At 48.4% G+C, this 17,388-nt stretch carries 16 protein-coding genes; 5 read left to right on the top strand and 11 right to left on the bottom strand.

Features of this window, described 5'->3' with window-relative positions:
- Window positions 1-315: 315 nt before the first annotated feature.
- On the bottom strand, window positions 316-1,206 hold the full coding sequence (locus L4D06_RS01405) for a Tim44 domain-containing protein (protein WP_274163869.1): 891 nt from the start codon (window positions 1,204-1,206) through the stop codon (window positions 316-318).
- 268 nt (window positions 1,207-1,474) lie between these two features.
- Here L4D06_RS01405 and L4D06_RS01400 point away from each other — a divergent pair, with 268 nt between their 5' ends.
- The 3 genes from L4D06_RS01400 to L4D06_RS01390 all read left to right on the top strand — a co-directional run bounded on the left by L4D06_RS01400 (window position 1,475) and on the right by L4D06_RS01390 (window position 4,504).
- Window positions 1,475-1,870, top strand: a complete 396-nt coding sequence (locus tag L4D06_RS01400) for an NINE protein (protein ID WP_274163870.1) — start codon at window positions 1,475-1,477, stop codon at window positions 1,868-1,870.
- A 136-nt stretch (window positions 1,871-2,006) separates the two neighbouring features.
- Entirely contained in the window at window positions 2,007-2,606 is a 600-nt protein-coding gene (locus L4D06_RS01395; protein ID WP_429737624.1) for a TetR/AcrR family transcriptional regulator, read from the top strand.
- Window positions 2,607-2,638: 32 nt separating this feature from the next.
- A complete protein-coding gene (locus tag L4D06_RS01390) occupies window positions 2,639-4,504 on the top strand; it encodes an MFS transporter (protein WP_429737623.1) in 1,866 nt (621 codons plus the stop codon).
- Here L4D06_RS01390 and menE read toward each other — a convergent pair.
- From menE to L4D06_RS01360, 6 genes are read right to left on the bottom strand one after another with little or no spacing between them, the layout of a single operon-like run.
- On the bottom strand, window positions 4,497-5,933 hold the full coding sequence (gene menE / locus L4D06_RS01385) for an o-succinylbenzoate--CoA ligase (protein ID WP_429737622.1): 1,437 nt from the start codon (window positions 5,931-5,933) through the stop codon (window positions 4,497-4,499). The two genes, L4D06_RS01390 and menE, sit on opposite strands and share 8 nt — an antisense overlap.
- Window positions 5,912-6,895 (bottom strand): o-succinylbenzoate synthase, encoded by a 984-nt coding sequence (gene menC / locus L4D06_RS01380; protein WP_429737621.1) that lies wholly within the window; start codon window positions 6,893-6,895, stop codon window positions 5,912-5,914. Before menC ends, menE begins: the two co-directional genes overlap by 22 nt.
- An 11-nt stretch (window positions 6,896-6,906) precedes the next feature.
- Window positions 6,907-7,773 carry a 1,4-dihydroxy-2-naphthoyl-CoA synthase gene (gene menB, locus L4D06_RS01375; RefSeq protein WP_274163875.1) on the bottom strand — a complete coding sequence of 289 codons (867 nt, stop codon included), beginning with the start codon at window positions 7,771-7,773 and terminating at the stop codon, window positions 6,907-6,909.
- A gap of 10 nt (window positions 7,774-7,783) precedes the next feature.
- The gene (gene menH / locus L4D06_RS01370; protein WP_429737620.1) at window positions 7,784-8,602 is read right to left on the bottom strand and encodes a 2-succinyl-6-hydroxy-2,4-cyclohexadiene-1-carboxylate synthase; all 819 of its coding nucleotides are present in this window, start codon (window positions 8,600-8,602) and stop codon (window positions 7,784-7,786) included.
- Window positions 8,586-10,376: a 2-succinyl-5-enolpyruvyl-6-hydroxy-3-cyclohexene-1-carboxylic-acid synthase gene (gene menD / locus L4D06_RS01365; RefSeq protein WP_429737619.1), complete on the bottom strand. Its 1,791-nt coding sequence runs from the start codon at window positions 10,374-10,376 to the stop codon at window positions 8,586-8,588. Before menD ends, menH begins: the two co-directional genes overlap by 17 nt.
- 8 nt (window positions 10,377-10,384) lie before the next feature.
- Window positions 10,385-11,701 (bottom strand): isochorismate synthase, encoded by a 1,317-nt coding sequence (locus L4D06_RS01360; RefSeq protein WP_429737618.1) that lies wholly within the window; start codon window positions 11,699-11,701, stop codon window positions 10,385-10,387.
- A 409-nt stretch (window positions 11,702-12,110) separates the two neighbouring features.
- Here L4D06_RS01360 and L4D06_RS01355 point away from each other — a divergent pair, with 409 nt between their 5' ends.
- Window positions 12,111-13,325, top strand: coding sequence for a pyridoxal phosphate-dependent aminotransferase (locus L4D06_RS01355; RefSeq protein WP_274163890.1), 1,215 nt, complete (start codon window positions 12,111-12,113; stop codon window positions 13,323-13,325).
- Window positions 13,326-13,388: 63 nt separating this feature from the next.
- Here L4D06_RS01355 and rrtA read toward each other — a convergent pair whose 3' ends face one another.
- Window positions 13,389-13,964 carry a rhombosortase gene (gene rrtA, locus L4D06_RS01350; protein ID WP_429737617.1) on the bottom strand — a complete coding sequence of 192 codons (576 nt, stop codon included), beginning with the start codon at window positions 13,962-13,964 and terminating at the stop codon, window positions 13,389-13,391.
- 49 nt (window positions 13,965-14,013) lie between these two features.
- Here rrtA and L4D06_RS01345 point away from each other — a divergent pair, with 49 nt between their 5' ends.
- The gene (locus tag L4D06_RS01345) at window positions 14,014-14,640 is read left to right on the top strand and encodes a tRNA-uridine aminocarboxypropyltransferase (protein WP_429737615.1); all 627 of its coding nucleotides are present in this window, start codon (window positions 14,014-14,016) and stop codon (window positions 14,638-14,640) included.
- Window positions 14,641-14,840: 200 nt separating this feature from the next.
- Here L4D06_RS01345 and L4D06_RS01340 read toward each other — a convergent pair whose 3' ends face one another.
- The 3 genes from L4D06_RS01340 to L4D06_RS01330 form a co-directional block, all read right to left on the bottom strand.
- Window positions 14,841-16,196 carry an anti-phage deoxyguanosine triphosphatase gene (locus L4D06_RS01340; protein ID WP_274166776.1) on the bottom strand — a complete coding sequence of 452 codons (1,356 nt, stop codon included), beginning with the start codon at window positions 16,194-16,196 and terminating at the stop codon, window positions 14,841-14,843.
- Window positions 16,189-16,785, bottom strand: coding sequence for a 5'-deoxynucleotidase (gene yfbR / locus L4D06_RS01335; RefSeq protein WP_274166777.1), 597 nt, complete (start codon window positions 16,783-16,785; stop codon window positions 16,189-16,191). The genes L4D06_RS01340 and yfbR overlap by 8 nt, the downstream gene beginning before the upstream one ends.
- Before the next feature lie 280 nt (window positions 16,786-17,065).
- The gene (locus L4D06_RS01330) at window positions 17,066-17,353 is read right to left on the bottom strand and encodes a ComEA family DNA-binding protein (protein ID WP_429737614.1); all 288 of its coding nucleotides are present in this window, start codon (window positions 17,351-17,353) and stop codon (window positions 17,066-17,068) included.
- Window positions 17,354-17,388: the final 35 nt, after the last annotated feature.

The following is a 17,388-nucleotide window of genomic DNA, read 5'->3' as shown; positions in this document are numbered from 1 at the left end:
AATATGCGAACGAGAATATTTAACGTCAAACATCAACAACATTGATGTCTCCCAGCACGCATACTTCCCGTGTTTATGGTGAGAACATCTCGGGATATTGTGGAATAGCATGATGACGAGCTATGTCTATCTGAGGGGCTGAGTGAAAATAGCAGTCAGGGCGGATTGAACGTGACGCCAAGACGCCAATGTGTAGGCTGACAGAAACAGACTACGAGCAATAAAAAAAGCAGCTGATAAACAGCTGCTTTTCATGTCTACAGGTCTATGCGGCCTTTCACGAGCAGACATTTATCCACTCAAGGGCGACAAACCTTAGGCTTGAATTCCAACAATCAACCAAGGCGCATTGGCTTGCGTCATGTCACGCTCCAAGTGCCAGATGTCAGTGATATCTTCTTCAACGCCTTCATGACCATCACGGTAGCGACCACTGAACTGCAGGCTCAGTTGGGCGCGTTGGTTGTCGTAGTCCGCACGAACAATCTCTGCGTCCACATACATCACTTCAGTGTGCTGCTCGCCTTCAAGCTTACGGCGCTCTTCAGACAAGTCATTGTAAAGCTCAGGCGTCACATACTCTTGAATCGTTTCAAGTTGGTTATGATTCCATGCACCTTGCAGAATACGATAGTGCTCACGAGAACCGTTTACGAAACCTGCCATGTCGAAGTTAGGTGGGAAGTTAAACGGAACATCATTGTTAACGGCACCAAAACCACCACCGGTAGAAGACGTTGCTGTCGACTCACGGAACTGCGGTTGCTCATGGTAGTAGCCATCGCTTTTTTGCGAACTGTTACCCGCATAAGCCTGACGATTGGGCTGGTTCATTGCGCCACTTTTCGCAGCCATCATGCTCTTGAAGATCTTAAACAGCACAAATGCAATCACAGCGATGATCAGGAAGTCCATCATCTGGAAACCATCAAATGCACCACCAAACATCGCAGCAATCAGACCACCCGCTAATAAGCCGCCCATCAAGCCACCCAGCATGCCTTTTTTAGACGACGATTTCGCCGCAGCAGACGGGTCATTTTGCTTGTTGATAGAATTTGTGTTGGTTGGTTGAGATTTAGGCGCAGGCGCTGTCTTAAAGCTCTTGCCGAAAGATTTCCCGCCACCAAATTTTTTCGCTTCAGCGTGCGGGGCAGAAACCACCATCACAAACATCAGCGCGAACAATCCAAAAAAACGTTTCATTGCAAACCTTTACGTTCAGTTTCAAGACTACGCACAAAGCGTAACATAAGTTCATGCTAAGCTGATCGCAAATAAAGTCAATCCATGTCCTCCCGGAAAATGTTACTAATCGTTTATCTTTTCCGCACAGACAGCCCATTTTTTGCGAGTGAGTATTCTTCTTTTAGCGACTTCGAAAAAAAAATGTGGCTGAATACGATTTATATCAGTCACTTTGCGCGACAGTTGATTTACACTCTCGCCGCTTAACTGTTCAAGGGGAGGTTTTATGAACGACACGCATAGCAAAGTTATCGGTTACATACTTTGGATTTTTGGTTTCCTTGGTGCACACCGTTTTTATTACGGAAAGCCTGTCACGGGCACCATTTGGTTGTTTACCTTGGGTCTATTCGGCATTGGGTGGCTCATCGACTTATTCCTGATCCCATCGATGGATCGCGAAGCCGACCTTCGCTTTAACACTGGGCAGTATGACTATTCCGTCGCTTGGATTTTGCTCACATTTCTTGGTTTATTCGGTGTTCACCGCATGTACATGGGGAAATGGCTTACCGGTATTCTTTACCTGTTTACGGGTGGATTTTTCCTGATCGGATTGATTTATGACTTTTGGACACTAAACGACCAAGTGTCTATCAAAAACGCCAAACGTTTCTCTTAATATTCCCTATGCCTCTCAGCAAGCATCTTCAAGTTGCTTAAGTATATATCTTCAAACTGAGAGGCACATTACTTGCCCTTTAATTAAGGCACTCCTAGAATATCGAACATTGTTCACTATTTTGCAGCACGATGTAATGGCCCGCAGAAACGACCACAGTCGCGAAGAATTGGTAGAGTTAACACTTCGTTGTGTTGAAGAATATCTCGCATCCGCTCCTTACCAATCTCTCAGCCTTCGAAAAATTGCCGGCATGATCGGCTACGTCCCAAGCACCTTGGTGAACGTCTTTGGCAGTTACAACATACTGCTTCTTCATATTGTCGCACGCACCTTGGATGATCTTCATAAACAAGCCCAAGACAAACTGGCTCACGCAACTTCACCCAAAGAGGCGCTCTTTTCACTGGCGCACCTGTATCTAGATTTCGCCGCTGCCAACCCTAACCGTTGGCAACTCGTGTTTGAACACACGATGCAAGGCGACAAAATGCCGGAATGGCATAGCGACAGAATTCAAAACATGACGGGCTTGCTAGAAGCGCTGCTTCGCCAACTTTCACCTAACAAAAGTGATGAAAAAGTTGTCGAAGCCAGTCGTGTACTTTGGGCTGGCGTCCATGGTATTACCCTTTTGAGTGTGGATGACAAGCTTTTTACTGACGCTCATGTCGACGGTGGTAAATTGATAGAAAACCTACTTACGGGATATCTCTCTAGCTGGGTTGAAGCCTAATTATTTCAAACGGTTCCGTTTAAGAAGATTCCATGTCGAAGCAATCAGCCCTGTTAGCTCAAAAACGCTTTCTGCCCTACTTTGTCACGCAAGCACTCGGTGCATTTAATGACAACGTCTACAAGAATGTCCTGCTAATTCTGGTTGCTTTTGCCGCCCCTAGCGCCTTGGGTATGAGTACCAATCTCTTTATCAACCTCGCCGCGGGTTTGTTCATCCTTCCTTTTTTTCTCTTTTCCGCGTTTGCTGGTGAGCTCGCCGATAAGTACGAAAAGTCCCAATTTATCCGCGTCGTTAAGCTAGTCGAAATCGTCATTATGAGCGTGGCGGCGATCGCGTTTATCTACGAAAGCTACATGTTGCTGCTTTTTTTACTGTTTTTAATGGGCACGCAATCGGCGTTTTTTGGCCCCGTCAAATACGCATTGCTCCCACAAACATTGAAACCGAACGAACTGATTTCGGGTAACGCACTGGTCGAAACCGGCACCTTCTTAGCTATTCTGCTCGGCACCATCGTTGCTGGGGTTATTGCTAACCAACACGACGCTAAACTGCTCGCAGCGGCCTCGGTGGTGCTTTTTGCTGTCCTCGGTTACCTTAGTGCGCGCTATATTCCTGAAGCCAGTGCAGGCAACCCTTCGCTAAAGGTTAAATTTTCTCCTATCCGTCAAATGAAAACCACGTTAGCGATTGCCCACAAAGACAAAGTCGTACTGCAATCCATTCTTGGGATCAGTTGGTTTTGGTTTTTGGGTGCAAGTTACCTCACACAGTTTCCCAATTACGCCAAGATCTACTTGGGAGGCAATGAAGCCTCAGTCTCTTTTTTGTTGACTCTGTTTTCTATTGGCATCGCCCTTGGCTCGCTCCTGTGCGACAAGCTGTCATGTCATCGTATTGAACCGGGTATCGTTCCGATTGGCGCGTTAGGCTTGACGATATTTGGCGCTCACCTCATGCTCTCAACGCCACACATCGCGCCCACCACTCACTCGTTTGTCGAATTCATATCCGAACCCTCGCTTTGGTGGGTATTTGTCGACCTGCTATTCATTGGCATATTTGGTGGTATCTTCATTGTGCCACTCTACGCCATGATGCAAAGTCGCTCAGCGGAAAGTGAGCGCTCACAAGTTATCGCCGCGAACAATATCTACAACGCCTTATTCATGGTCGTCAGTGCCATACTCGCCATTGTGTTGCTTGGTGTTGCTGAACTGAGTATTCCCGCTTTCTTTTTGACGCTATCCGTCATGAATCTCGTTGTGGCGTTATATGTCAGTAAACAAGTGCCCGTCTTTGCGCTGCGCTTTATCGTTTGGCTACTCAGTCATAGCGTTTATCGCGTGAAGCATCAAAATTTACAGCACATTCCTGAAAAAGGCGGAGCGTTGTTGGTGAGTAATCACGTAAGCTACGTGGATGCCTTGCTACTTGCGGGCGCCTGCCCTCGTCCTATTCGTTTTGTCATGGACGAAGACTATTACCACCTTCCCGTGCTGCACTATTTTTTCAAAGCCAGTCGTGTAATCCCTATCAAACTCAGCAGTGGCTCGATCCGCAGTGCGCTTAATCAAATCAAAGAACAGCTGGAAGAAGGGGAATTGGTGTGTATTTTCCCAGAAGGGCAACTGACCTCGGACGGAGAAATGATCCCGTTCAAGCGTGGTATTGACTTGATCCTCAAGCAAACGCCCGTCCCCGTTATCCCCATTGCGTTAAAAGGCTTATGGGGAAGCTACTTTAGCCGAGAAGGCGGACGCGCTTTACTGAAGCTTCCTAGGTGCTGTCGCTCCAATGTCATCATTGAAGCTGGTTCGCCTGTCTTACCGAATGAAGCCTCATCAGAACGATTGTTTAATGCAGTAAAAGCGTTACGTGGAGAAGTCAGTTAGATTCCGAGGTATTGCGGAGTGAATGGATCTGTTCATGCAGCCATACCGAAAGTGCCTGACGAGAGATTTTGATCCCCCCCGACTGCAAATGGCTGGGTAGCGGAAATACAGCCTTTGGACATTGATAGGCTGGCACCCGCGTCTTTGACCATGTCAAAAATGCCTCAGTATCAGTATCACCCTCAACAAGTGCGACCGGTATGTAGCCCCACCTTGTATCCGCCAATGGCACGATAAACAGTTGCGATATGCCTTCAAAGCGACCTAGTAAGCGCTCTACCGTTTCCGGTTGCACGTTTTCTCCCCCGCAGATAAACATGTTATCGAGACGACCAATGATCATCAGATCGTTGCGTTCTGATGCCCATGAGCCCTTATCCTTGGTCTGAAACCAATCTTGAGCCAATGGCACTAGCGCACGATCAACCATGTACCCTGCCGATAGCGTTTCCCCTTTCACCCACACTTCGTCTTGATCCGACAGCATCAATTGTCGAAATGGCAAGGTTGCGCCGACAGAGAATGCGCCGTTAGCGCGTTTGGCGGTAATGGTGGAAGCCATTTCTGTCATACCGTACCCACACCAGCAACCAATACCTTGTTGCTCAGCACGATCGACTAAAGCTTGAGGGATCACCGCGCCACCCAACAAGACCGAATGCAAACTCGTTGGCTTTGCGGCTTCTACCAAACGCGTCAATTGTGTCGGCACTAACGAGGCGTGAGTTGCTCCGTTCAGCGCGTTAATCAGATTGTCACCCGAAGTATCAGCAACTTTTAACGTCGCGCCTTTTGCAAGCCAACGCCACACAATCGCAAGGCCGGAAATATGAAACAAAGGCAGGGATAACAACCAGCAATCGGTGGATTCAAAAGGCATGAGTGAGAATAGCCCCGTCGCACTAGCCAAGTGATTGTCGGCAGAGTGCGTCACGGCTTTAGGCGAGCCGCTGGAGCCAGAGGTTAACGTTAATGTCAAACAACGCTGGGGATCATAGCCGGTGGCCCTGGAAGTGGAAGGTAATGAGGGTTGCCGAAAACAAGTAGAAAACGCTGGCTGGTTCAATGAATCATTTCGTGCATCGTTTAATAAATCACTTGATGGGTCAATAAACCCCTCGATACCAACACGTTCGAAGATTTCACAACGCGCAGACGCTGAAAACGCAGGGTTTAGCATCAAGGTTGCAAAACCCTGTTGCCACGCCGCTAGCATCTGCACCAAAGTGTCGTAATGGTTTTCACTGAGAATGGCAACGAGGGACGAGTTTGACAGAGTAGGATCGAACTCAACGCCATCAATGTCGCTGCACAGCTGTTGCCAACTAATGTTTTGGCGGTCACAACGAATCGCCGTCGCATCCGGATGCACATCCATCCAGTGATGCCACGGCCATTGTGAAAAACTTATTGGTTTGAGTGGTGCCATGTCACTTCGCAGTCAGTCAACGATACCAGCGGCAAAGAACAGTGAGGCCACGGTATTTCAAGTTGCGCACCAAATAAATCCACCGTGTCTAAACCTGGCAGAGTACCCGGCGTTAGCCATTGAGCAAGACGTGCTAATTGATTAAGCCCAAAGCTTGATTCAAGGCTGGAACTTATGACCGCATCCATCCCCAATGCGTGTGCTTGTGCGACAAGATCTTGAACCTTTTGCACACTGCCCACCAGCGTAGGTTTAATCACCACCGCACTTAAGCCATTTTGTGCACTCAGCGCGAAGTCATCATCACGCACGGTTTCATCCCACGCTATCGCAATGCCAGTATCATGTGCAAACAGCAAACTCTCTGCAGGTGTTTGGCAAGGTTCTTCCAAAAAAACGATACGAGAGCGAAATGCAGGGCTCACATAGTTGGCGAACTGGCGAGCTTTAGTTGGCGTCCACTGGCGGTTGGCATCAAGGCGTAGCTTAAGATCAGGGATTGCCTCAAGAAACATATTCACGACCATGCCGTCACGAATCGCTTCATACATCCCAACTTTGATTTTGGCCACTTTCTCGCCCGGCATCTCAGCCAGTTTTTGCACCAACTCATCGGGATCACCGCAACACAAGGGTGCGGCAAGAAAATTGCCTTGTGCTGGAAGTTCGCCGTTCAGTTCAGCCAAAGCCATAGTGATACCAAAAGCAACTGATGGACACAGCGCATCCCAATCGATCAACTTGTCATCAAGCCAATCTGACAGTACGTGCTCAATTTGTGCAGCAGCATCATCCGCGGTTTCTTGGCTGAACTCGGGTAAAGGCGCGATTTCACCACGCCCTTGCTTTCCATCTTGATGCAACTCGACAATAAACCCATCACGAGTGGCAAGACGGGTGTGACGCAATATCACACCACTGTCCATTGGCAAAGCATAGCGATAAACCGTCGCGCGTCTCATTGCCTTGCTCATTAAGGGTTACGTGGGAATTTATCGAAGTCAGGACGACGCTTTTCATTAAATGCGTTGCGCCCTTCCTGACCTTCTTCCGTCATGTAGAACATCATGGTTGCATTGCCTGCCAATTCTTGGAGACCAGCTTGACCATCACAATCAGCATTCAACGCCGCTTTCAAACAACGCAGCGCCATTGGGCTGTGTTGCAACACTTCACGACACCAACGCACAGTTTCACGTTCCAGTTCCGCATAAGGCACAACATGGTTAACCAGTCCCATGTCCAACGCTTCTTGTGCATCGTAGAAACGGCATAAGAACCAAATTTCACGGGCTTTTTTCTGACCCACGATGCGTGCCATGTAAGACGCGCCCCAACCGCCGTCAAAAGAACCGACTTTCGGGCCTGTTTGACCAAACTGGGCGTTGTCAGCCGCAATCGTTAAGTCACACATCATGTGCAGCACATGACCACCACCCACAGCATAACCGGCCACAGCGGCAATCACAGGTTTTGGACAAGTACGGATTTGACGTTGGAAATCTAACACGTTGAGGTGGTGAGTACCTTGGTCGTCACGGTAGCCACCGTAGTCGCCACGAATTTTCTGGTCACCGCCAGAACAAAACGCATACTCGCCTTGGCCTGTCAGGACAATCACGCCCACTTTTTCGTCATAACGCGCGTCAGCGAGTGCTTTAATCATCTCGTTGACGGTTTGCGGACGAAATGCATTACGCACTTCCGGGCGGTTAATCGTAATACGGGCAATCCCGTCAACAGACTTATGAAAAAGAATATCTTCATAGCCTTCAGAGCAGTCGTTCCACTCTACCGATGCATAGAGTTCCTGTTCGGTTAAACCTGTTGTAATCGCCATAATGCTTCCATTAATTCGTTAATTTATTGATCAGCCGTTTTACGTGCTGGCTATACAGGGTGGCCTGTTCAGCGTGAATATTGTGCCCAGCGTCTGGAATAGTGAGAAATTCAAATCCCGAATGCATTGCTAGCGCACCAAATTTGGGGTCATTTTCGCCACAAAAATAATAAAGAGGCAGGCCGCTCGTTCTCAGGGGCTCAATCAGCAATGGCTGCTTTGCCAAAGATGTGGCACGCAACATGCTGGCTACTTCAGTTCCGAGGTTATCACTGCGAATGGTCACCAAACTTTGTTTTTGCTCATGATTTAGTGAAGAAAATACCGCTTGTTGATACCAGTCTTGAAGCACATCAACCATAGGTTCATCAGCAAATCGCCGCGCCCATCGCTCATCGTTTTCTAATCTCTCGCCACGTTCATTCACGGGTAAACCAGTATGACCGCTTTCAATGATAAGTCCCTGTAAGTTGGCCTTGCCTCGCGCCAACGCCTGGCGCTGAAAAGCACACATATACATGCCAATTCGTGCGCCTAGGGAATATCCAACGAGCCAAAAAGGTTGATTGAGATGGGATTGAATCGCTTGAATCACTAACTTGCCCGTATCTTCAAAGCCGTCGGTCTCCCCAACACCTTTCACACAGACGTTTTTACTTTCACCGTGCCCAGGAAGATCGATCGTCAAACACGTAAAGTCTTGTTCGAGAATATCAACCACGCCTTGCCAGTCTTTGCCTGAACCTAGCAAGCCATGAAGAAACACAACAGCGGGTCGGTCTTTAGCCCCAGAAAGGCGAGCCGACAATTGGCTACAACAGGTTGGCATGACGGACGGTTTCAAAAAGGGCTTTCAAGTCGCGACCGCACTCGCCTGCTGGCACTGTCAACTCAATCACAGTCGTGCCCGTTTGATTCATTGCTTCGAGACAAACCTGACGTGCTTGCTTCAACGTAGACGGGTTGGCATACCTCAGCCCAAACATGGCAGCAGCATGGGAGAATTCAACGCCATGAGGCATGCGATAGTAAGTGTCTTTCTCTGCTTCCGGTACAGGTAACATATCGAAAATGCCGCCACCATTATTGTTAATCACAACCAACACTAGCGGTTGAGGATTGTTTGCCAATAGCGCCAAACTGTTCAAATCATACAGCGCAGAGGTATCCCCAAGCAGACATAACATGGGTTTTTGACGTGTTCGCTGAACACCCGCCGCTGACGCAATCAAGCCATCGATACCCGACGCGCCGCGATTTGCAAACACTGCCACATCCGGCAAACAAGCGCACATGTCCAGTAAACGAATCGCCATACTGTTGCCAATAAACACGTCGCAATCAGGTGTTATCCAATCGGCAACGTCGGTGGCAAAGGCAAGTTCAGACACACCAGAAGAGGAGTGGCATTGCTCATGAAGTAACGCCATAACCTGTTGGCTGACACTCGCTAAGTCTCTCGCCCAATCATTCACAGGTTGGGGCAGGTTCATTTGGCATGTGCATTGAATCAAGGTGTCTGCCACTACAGAAGGTGAGGCAATAATGCGATATGCCGACTGATGGTAAGGGTCAAGTCGACCTTGATGATCATCCACCAGCCAATAATCGCCGACAAAAGATGAAATAAACTGACCTAAGCGCTTAGACACCAAACGACTGCCAAATTGCACAATACAATCCGCGTGTTTGAGCCATTCTGCACAGGCCGGATTCTGTAACCAAACATCAAATCCTGAATAGTCCGAGCCTTTTCCTGCTTGCGGATCAGTCAATAACGGCCAACCCAATTGATCAGCAAGCACTTGGACAGTGTGTCGATCGTCTTGCGTCATGCGACCTGCGATCAATACGCCTTTCTGACTGACCCTGTTTTGCCATTGGGCTTTCACATCATCCAAGCATGGAGACATCTTGCTCAGCGTCAAATAAGGCTTATCACTGTTAAGCCATGGCAAAACAGGGGCGAGATAATGACTTGCATCATCCATGTCACCGTACAAAGGCTCAGGGAACGGACAATTGACATGCAAGCTACCGCCGCTTTCCGCCTGATGATGCAAGGATTCACTCAATAGCGACAACAGCCAAGTCGGCGCTATCGTTTCACTCGGAGACGGTAAATCACAGAACTGGTCGGCATGCTCGCCAAAAATGGCTTTTTGTCCGATCGCTTGATTCGCACCACATTGGATCAACTCAGGGGGTCGGTCAGCCGTTAACAGCACGAGCTTTTCACGAGTCAGCCGACTTTCGGCCACGGCAGGCAACAAGTTGGCGACCGCAGTACCTGAAGTGACAATCACGGCAACAGGCCGCTGAGAAGCTTTCGCAAGACCCAATGCCAAGAAGCCTAAACCGCGTTCATCGAAATGTGTATGGAGAGTAATATTGGGGTTGTGACGTTTAAGACGCTCCGCCTCAAGCGTGAGCGGCGTAGAACGTGAACCGGGAGCAATACAGATATCTACCACACCAGAGCGAACCAACGAAGTCAGCACAAGGCGAGACCAAATGCGGTTTAATGTCGCTTGACTTAGCGGTGCTTTGCTTAGCTGTGCTTGGTTTAAAGAGGCTTGGTTTAGTTCGGTATGATTTGCCATCAAAAGGATTATCCTGCTTTTTTCTCGCGCGTAGAATCCGGAAGCGGTTTTAGAAGACTAAGCAAGGTCGATACTTTTCTGTCGAGTTCATGCCACTCACTGAGGGCATCGGATCCCGGAACGATACCCGCCCCTGCAAAAAGATGCAGCGCATCGCCCATCATCAACGCGCTTCGTATCGCCACACAAAACTCGCTTTGCTGTGTACCAAGATACCCGACCGAGCCGCTATACCAACCACGAACAAACGGTTCATTTTCAACAATAAACGAAACCGCGCTCTCGCGAGGCAACCCAGCAATGGCAGCAGTCGGTTGCAAGCTATCTAGCAAGGCAGAGCTTGTCACATCAGGGTTGAGCACCGCGTCAATCGCACGCTTTAGGTGCTGCACTTTTCGCAAACGCACAAGGTGCGGCGTCTCTTCAACCGCCAGCGTTTCACAGTAATCAGTAAGACGAGAGGAAATGTCGTCCACCACCAGACGGTTCTCATACGCGTTTTTACTGTCATTCAACAGCCACTGCGCCAATGCCAAATCGTCTTCTGAGCTAGCTCCACGGCCAATCGTGCCTGCTAATGCTTCCGTCGATAATGCTTGAGCCCGACGATGAAACAGGCGCTCTGGCGTCGAGCCCACGAAGCAATGCTTGGCGTCCAACGCCAACATAAAATGAAAGTTTGCGCTGTTCTGATCACGGCTTGCTTTTAGCAACTGCGCCGCTGAGACCGTTCTATCTAAAGACAAAGACGTCTTTCTCGCGAGTACCACCTTTTGCAGCTCAGTCTGATCGATCTGAGCCAGGGCACGATCGATCATGTTTGACCATTGCGGGTAAGACGGGGAATGTTCAGTAGAGATAATATGACATTCAGGCGGTGACAACGGGGGAGGAACTAGCGTCAATTTTGACAGTGCGGCCTGCGTTTTAAGGAGGTCATCGCCAAAATTCACCGTAATGGACCATGACTCACCCTGACGCGCGATCTCGATTTGAGGCAAGAAGAAGAAAGATTGCAAGCAGCGCTGATTGCGCTCAGTTCGGCCATCAAAAGAGCGGCCACCCCATATACGCTGACCAGACGCAAGCACGGTTTCGGCAGCGAGCGGATCAGTAAATGTCTTCACTTGACCAAGCACTAGCACTTCATCGCGGGTATCACGCGTTTGCCAATAGAATTTGGGAAATATCGGTTGGGCATCCAGCCACTCGATCGGGTCGACCGAATCGGACCAAGAAAAAGACACCCTTAATTGATGAGGGATCGGAGATAACGTCGACAAGGAATCAACAAGCTGGGCTATCGCTTGGTTTAAATCGGTCACACTAACCTCACTAAATTCTCACAAAGTGCCCGATTCCTTGGGTATTGCTGTTTGCTAACGACACTCAAGCAACCGAAATATGCTTGGATTCATAGCGGGTCCAACCCCGCCGCGACCTGCGCTCACACACTTCACGCGTGTTAATCGTGCAAAACATCACCCAAGTGGCGATTTTTACACCAACAACCGGTAATTCGCGACAAACTCGATAATATTTCCTGTTGGAAAGCTATTCTACAACCTTATTGTTTATGATGAAAATCGAATGTTCTAGCATAACGTCTGGGTTAAACAGGATTTAATCATTGATTTCTCTCCTTTTCGCTGCTTTTTACTATTAGCTACTTATATAACCCCTTTCGTTAGTGTAATTTACTGCAAATAACAAAATTTACGCTCAGGAATCATGATGCAAGATATCGGGATGTCGAACAAGCTGGATAATGTCTGTTACGACATTCGTGGTCCAGTGATGAAACAGGCTAAGCGCCTCGAAGAAGAAGGCCACAAAATTCTAAAACTGAACATCGGCAACCCAGCCCCATTTGGCTTTGATGCACCGGATGAAATTCTGGTTGATGTGATCCGCAACTTGCCAACGTCTCAAGGCTATTGTGATTCCAAAGGAATTTACTCTGCCCGTAAGGCCGTCGTTCAGCACTACCAAAAACGCGGCATGCTCGATTTGGATGTGGAAGATGTTTACCTAGGTAACGGCGTGTCCGAACTGATCGTCATGTCCATGCAGGCATTACTAAATAGCGGAGACGAATTGCTGGTTCCATCACCGGATTACCCGCTGTGGACGGCAGCCGTGTCGCTTTCCGGCGGTAACCCTGTTCACTATATGTGTGACGAAGAATCAGATTGGTATCCAGACTTGGCTGACATCAAAGCCAAGATCACACCGAAAACCAAAGGCATTGTGCTGATTAACCCAAACAACCCAACAGGAGCGGTATATAGCCGTGATTTCCTGCTTGAGGTTGCGGAGATCGCACGTCAGCATAATCTGATTATTTTCTCAGACGAGATCTACGACAAGATTCTTTATGACGGTGCTCAACATCACTCCATAGCGCCACTGGCACCTGATGTCTTCTGTGTCACCTTTAGCGGTCTGTCAAAATCATACCGCGTATGTGGTTTCCGCTCTGGCTGGATGATCCTCTCTGGGCCACTTCACAAAGCAAAAAGCTACATTGCTGGATTGGAGATGCTGTCTTCAATGCGTTTGTGTGCCAACGTGCCAATGCAACACGCGATTCAGACAGCATTAGGCGGCTATCAGAGCATTAATGAGCTAATTCTGCCGGGTGGTCGTCTGCTTGAGCAGCGAGACAAAGCGCACGAGTTACTCAATCAAATTCCAGGCGTAAGTTGTGTCAAACCGAAAGGCGCACTCTATCTGTTCCCGAAAATTGATACCAAGCGCTATAAAATCTACGACGATGAAAAAATGATGCTGGATTTCCTGATGCAGGAAAAAGTATTGATGGTGCATGGCACGGGCTTTAACTGGCCTAAACCGGACCATTTCCGCATTGTGACTTTGCCACGCGTTGACGATTTGGAACTCGCGATTGGGCGTTTTGAGCGTTTCTTATCGACGTATAGTCAGTAATAACGATTGCTCAAAAAGACTTGGGATCGCTGGAAAGCGGTCCTAGGTCCTAGGTCCTAGGTCCTAGGTCCTAGGTCCTAGGTCCTGAATATTTTCACTTCCACTCTGTTTACACACTAACGCGAAAATTAAGCCTACAGCAGCCCCAGCCCAGTGAGCTTGATACGCCACCCCTGCTTCAATCAACGCCGCAGTCATGGAGTCGCCACCCGTATAGACTTCATATCCCAGCTTGATTGCCACCCCCATCAACATCAACCATCCCAGCGGCACCTTGTTTTGAATGTCTCTAACGACTCCAAACACAAACAACCCATGTAACACGCCAGAAAGCCCTGCATACCAATCAAATGGACTGAGAAACATCACCAGCCCGATGACGAGCATCATACTGGCGAGCATCATGATTAAGGCACGCGATGAATAGTAGGCACGATGAAGCCACACCAACACAAACAGCGCAGCTAAATTCATCATCATATGGATAGCATTGGTGTGAGTGAGGTTTCCTGTTACGATTCGCCACCACTGGCCTGCGTGTATATCAAGGCGATCCCAAACCAATGCCTGATGAACAACGGGAACCTGTGCGAACAAGGTAATCACAACCAAAAGAACCAGTATTCGAGAAACTGACAATCGTGTCTCCAACGCTCGAGATTTCATTTAGTTATAGCGTACCGTGGTAATGAATAAGAAAGCCAGTCGATATTGCGAACATTGCGGGAAAGCCAATAAGGCCTGTATCTGCCACTTCATTTCACGCATTGACAGTGAAGTGCCCGTCATCGTGCTTCAACACCCTTCAGAAGTGAATCAGCCCATTGGCACCGCGCGTATTCTGTCGTTGTCTCTTCCCAATTGCGTATTGTTCGTGGGAGAGGACTTTTCTGAACATGCCGAACTTAACGCCATGCTGGCACAAGACAACACCGACTTTGCTTTGCTCTACCCGTCCGATAACGCGACTTCCGTCTCTCGCTGGCAAGCGGTCAGCCATAAAACGCGAGGTATCATATTACTCGACGGCACATGGCGAAAAGCATTTAAGATGTATCAGCTTTCACGCAACTTACATGACTTGCCCGCGGTGAAGCTCGATGACATTAGCGAAGGAAATTACCGCATTCGGAAATCGCCAGTTGAAGGTGGGTTATCGACTGTCGAGGCTGGGTATCACGCCCTTTCAGCCATGACAGGCGACACCCTGCGCTATCAGCCCCTGCTAACAGCCTTTGATGGGATGATTGAATACCAAATAAGCCAAATGCCACCAGGGGTTTACGAGCGGCATTATGGAAAGAAAGGGGAATGACAAGAGCTTAAGGTCCTAGGGTCCTAGGGTCCTAGGGTCCTAGAAGGAATTTTCCATCAGTTGTTTAGCCGGAGATTCTCTGAGGTTGAATAAAACAGGCTCGAGTAAATGAATCAACGGAACTGCTTTCCCTAGGACCCTAGGCCCTGCTCTGTTTCCTAGAACCTGCTCTGTACCTAAGCCCTGCTCTTCCCCCACTCCTACCTTGTCTGGTGCAACGGCCCCTGGTTAACCGCCGTAAACATCGTGGCGTAGAGGCGTTGTGCATAGCCGTCCGTCATTGCTGAGATGTAGTCAGAAATCACACGTCGACCCGTTTTTCCCTCAGCAACATCTTGTCGCCATTGCGCTCGGGTCGCTTCTGGCAGCAAACGATTCGGGTCAGCATCAAATGCTTCAAACAACTCCATCACCAATTGCTGACCTTTGTATTCAATGACTTGTAGCTCGGGCTTTTGTACCACATATTCACTCACAAACGCTTTGAGTACGCCCAACACATCGTGCATCACGTCGGTCAGTTTGGCATTCCACTGCAACAGTGGATCCTCAAAACGATTCACCCCATCTTGCACAGCAGGCTCAATGGCGATGGACGTCAACAGCGTATTCACCAGTGCTCCAATGGCGTCTTTTCGCTCATGATGCTGACCAAACATTTGCTCACTCAAGTGACCAATATTGGTTTCAAGCCAAGGATCGCCGCATTCGGCGAGTTTACTGGCAACCGCCTCTTGCCATTGGTCACGCTGAACAATGCCCATGACAATGGCATCTTCCAAATCATGAACGCCATAAGCAATATCGTCTGCAAGTTCCATAATGGAACAATCAAGTGACTTATATTCACTGCGACCATGGTGGTTATCCGTCGGCTCACGTCTCAGCGAAGTAAACAGTTCCGCGTCATTGTCTGATAACGCGCCAAGCACCCAGTCAAAGCGCTCAGCATCATCTTGATAGATGCCTTTTGCAGGATGCCACTGCGCCGCCCTTAGATGGCGAAACGCATTTACATCTTCAGGTAATTGATGACGTCGGGTGTGCTTAAGCAAAGTAGGGTATTTCAATAAGCCCAGCAGCGTTCGACGCGCCAAGTTCATGCCATCATGCTCGGTATAAGGCTCTAGCAAAGAGACAATTCGAAACGTTTGTGCATTTCCCTCGAAACCATCGTCATTGCGCATCATGTAATTGAGCGCGATTTCCCCGCCATGACCATAAGGCGGATGACCAATGTCATGTGCCAAACACAAACTTTCCATCAAACTGGTCGACGGAAGCAAAGGTCTAAAGTCTGGTTGCTTCTCTTTCAGTTGGGCAACAATCCCAGTACCGATTTGTGACACTTCAAGGGAGTGCGTTAACCGCGTGCGATAAAAATCGCTGTGTTCCGCGCCAAGAACCTGTGTTTTGGCTTGAAGTCGTCTAAACGCGGCAGAATGCAGAATACGCGCACGGTCGCGCTGAAACACCGTACGTTTGTCATTTCGGCGTTGTTTGTTCTCTTGAGCTAATCGCGCTTCCCACGCAGGAGAAACATCAAATTTATTCATCACTGATCTCATCAAGCGTTAAGCCGAAACTCACGGCAAACGTCGACATAAAATACGCCGTGGCTTCACTGCCCCTTTCTTCCATGGTCGTTTCGAGACGACGTTTCGCCTGTTCAAACTCATGATTTCCTGCTGACAGTTCTTCCAAGCACTTCAAATACGCGCAAATAGCGTCGGCCTGTTTGACGATTTTATAGTCGTCTGCATCAATTGCTTCACTATCAATCAAAGGGCGGTAATCGTCACGAAACTCCTCCGGCAGTAAAGAGATCAACTTGTCTTCGGCGATACGCTCAATCTTTTTATATTCATCCGCGATGGCTGGATTGAAATATTTGATGGGGGTCGGTAAATCGCCCGTAAAGACTTCACTGCAATCGTGAAACATCGCAAGCAGCGCAACGCGTTCTGGGGAATGATTTCCCCCAAATTTCTTGTTGTCTATCAACGCAAGTGCGTGAGCAACGAACGCGACTTGAAGGCTGTGCTCGGAGATATTTTCATTGAACACATTTCGCATTAACGGCCAGCGATAGATAAGTTTCATTCTGGCGAGATGGGCAAAGAAGTGGCTATGTTTCTGGCTCATGGCATCCTTGGCTTAGCTTAGTTGATTGAGTTGGCCTAATTGAAACGTAAAGTCTCTATCCATTCTGTTGTGCTACTGCGCTTTTCTCAAGCTTTTCGCACAAAAAACCTGCCGATGGCAATAACCGCATAACGCAAACCAAGAAGAACATCAAAGACAAGTAAGAAGAAAGAAGAAGAAAGAAGAAAGAAGAAAGAAGAAAGAAGAAAGAAGAAAGAAGAAAGCGAAGAATAAAATAGATAGGGAGAGCGTGCTCCCCAACACACAGCCTTGTCGTAAGTTAAAGCGTGATGCGATCGCGATTCTTTTCTACGATAGCATTACCAATACCTTTGACTCCTGACAGTGAATCAATGGTATCAAACGCGCCATTTTCATTGCGAAAATCAACGATAGCCTGAGCTTTCGCTTTACCAATACCTTCCAGATACTTATCAAGCTCTTCGACTTCTGCCGTATTGATGTTCACTTCGACAGGAGTTCCTTGCGCACCATCTTGTGCTGACACTGCAGGGCTAGCGAGTAACGTTGCAGCCAGCACCAGCGTTGATAATAGTGTTTTTAACATGTCCGATTCCTCAATGTGAATAGATAAATGATCAA

The organism is Enterovibrio makurazakiensis, assembly GCF_050336585.1.
Lineage (GTDB): Bacteria > Pseudomonadota > Gammaproteobacteria > Enterobacterales > Vibrionaceae > Enterovibrio > Enterovibrio gelatinilyticus.
This window is presented reverse-complemented; position numbering and strand designations above follow the sequence as displayed.